Source organism: Actinoplanes solisilvae (assembly GCF_003999975.1).
Taxonomy (GTDB): domain Bacteria; phylum Actinomycetota; class Actinomycetes; order Mycobacteriales; family Micromonosporaceae; genus Actinoplanes; species Actinoplanes solisilvae.
Genome location: NZ_RJAC01000123.1, coordinates 1 through 541, shown reverse-complemented (window position 1 = coordinate 541; position 541 = coordinate 1). Strand labels below are relative to the sequence as shown.

1 rRNA gene is annotated in these 541 nt (G+C 50.8%); it reads right to left on the bottom strand.

Features of this window, described 5'->3' with window-relative positions:
• Positions 1–541, bottom strand: a 16S ribosomal RNA gene (locus EER30_RS46835); the annotation flags it as partial.

Genomic DNA, 541 nt, shown 5'->3' with positions numbered 1-541 from the left:
GCTTGTGCGGGCCCCCGTCGATTCATTTGAGTCTTAGTCTTGCGACCGTACTCGCCAGGCGGTCTACTTATCGCGTTAGCTGCGCCACTAAAGTCTCAAAGACCCCAACGGCTAGTAGACATCGTTTACGGCATGGACTACCAGGGTATCTAATCCTGTTTGCTCCCCATGCTTTCGTACCTCAGTGTCAGTATTAGGCCAGATGGCTGCCTTCGCCATCGGTATTCCTCCAGATCTCTACGCATTTCACCGCTACACCTGGAATTCTACCATCCTCTCCCATACTCTAGCCAACCAGTATCGAATGCAATTCCCAAGTTAAGCTCGGGGATTTCACATTTGACTTAATTGGCCACCTACGCACGCTTTACGCCCAGTAAATCCGATTAACGCTTGCACCCTCTGTATTACCGCGGCTGCTGGCACAGAGTTAGCCGGTGCTTATTCTGCGAGTAACGTCCACTATCCCAGAGTATTAATCTAGGTAGCCTCCTCCTCGCTTAAAGTGCTTTACAACCAAAAGGCCTTCTTCACACACGCG